The sequence below is a fragment of the Actinospica sp. genome, from assembly GCF_035552695.1.
Lineage (GTDB): Bacteria > Actinomycetota > Actinomycetes > Streptomycetales > Catenulisporaceae > Actinospica.
On sequence record NZ_DASZKT010000235.1, the window covers coordinates 1 to 1,547 of the forward strand.

2 protein-coding genes are annotated in these 1,547 nt (G+C 70.2%); both read left to right on the forward strand.

What is annotated here, in order from left to right; all coding sequences use genetic code 11:
• A partial coding sequence (gene glyA / locus VG296_RS26995; protein ID WP_325570529.1) for a serine hydroxymethyltransferase occupies positions 1-968 on the forward strand: 968 nt, incomplete at its 5' end.
• Between the two features lie 256 nt (positions 969-1,224).
• The coding region (locus tag VG296_RS27000; protein ID WP_325570531.1) for a type IV toxin-antitoxin system AbiEi family antitoxin domain-containing protein at positions 1,225-1,547 on the forward strand (323 nt) is incomplete at its 3' end.

Sequence of the window (1,547 nt, forward strand, 5' to 3'; positions counted from 1 at the left end):
CCGTGTACCAGGCGCTGCTCACCCCTGGAGACAAGCTGATGGGGCTTGAACTGGCGCACGGCGGCCACCTGACGCACGGCATGAAGCTCAACGCGTCGGGGCGCCTGTATGAGATCGTGACCTACGGCGTCGACCGCGAGAGCAGCGTGATCGACATGGACGAGGTGGGTCGGATCGCGCGCGAGCAGCGGCCGAAGATGATCATCGCCGGCTGGTCCGCCTACCCGCGGCAGCTGGACTTCGCCGCCTTCAGGGAGATCGCCGACGAGGTCGGCGCCTACCTGTTCGTGGACATGGCGCATTTCGCCGGGCTGGTCGCGGCGGGGCTGCACCCGTCACCGGTGCCGTACGCGGACGTCGTCGGCACCACGATCCACAAGACGCTGGGAGGGCCGCGCTCGGGCATGATCCTGTGCCGGGAGGAGTTCGCCAGGAAGATCGACTCGGCCGTCTTCCCGGGCCAGCAGGGCGGGCCGCTCGAGCATGCGATCGCAGCCAAGGCGGTGGCGCTCAAGATCGCAGCGTCGGAGTTGTTCCGTGAACGTCAGGAGCGGACAGTGGTAGGGGCGAAGCAGCTCGCGGAGTCGCTGCTGGGCGCGGGGCACGGGGTCTCCGTGCTGACCGGCGGAACCGACGTGCACCTGATCCTCGTGGATCTGCGCGATTCGGAGCTCGACGGCCAGCAGGCGGAGGACCGCCTGGACTCGATCGGGATCACCGTCAACCGCAACGCGATCCCGTTCGACCCACGGCCGCCGATGGTCACCTCGGGCCTGCGGATCGGCACGCCGGCGCTGGCCACGCGCGGCCTGCAGGAGGCCGACTTCGCCGAGATCGGGGACGTGATCGCGGCGACCCTGGCGCCGGGCGACTTCGAGTCGCGACGCGAGGGGTTGAGCGAGCGCACCGCTGCGATCGCAGATCGTTACCCACTCTACGCGGGGCTCGCGCCGTACGTCGCGGCCTGACGGGGCGGTCGCGGCCTGACGGGGGCGGTCGCGGCCTGACGGGGCGGTCGCGGGGGCCTGACGGGGGCGGTCGCCGGCGCGACGGGGCGGTCGCCGGCGCGACCGGGTGTGGCGAGAGTGTGCCGGCTCTGTGTCAAGCGCGACACAAAACTCGAAAAGGCGGCTTTGAGGGTGGATATTCGGGGGTGTGAGCGCTTCGCGACCCCGCCTAACCCCCAACACTCCCGCAGTCCCGGGCCGTTGGGAGAAAGCCGTTGTGGAGGCCCGCGAATTTCCCAACGCGCCCATCGCCGCGAAGGTTTGGGGGTTGAGCGGGGTCAAGGGGCAGGGCGACGCCGAAATCGCGCGTCTGGCTGAGCTTCAGCGCGGACTGGTGCACCGCTCACAGCTGATCGCGGCGGGTATCTCGGAGGAGGCGATCAGGCACAGGCTGCGCATCGGCCGGCTGCACCGACTCTACCCCGGCGTATACGTCGTTGGGCGCCCGCGACTCGAGCCGCTCGGCGCCGCGACCGCCGCGGTGATGCACTTCCAAGGTCACGCACTCCTGAGCGTCCGTTCGGCGGGTTGGCTCTGCGA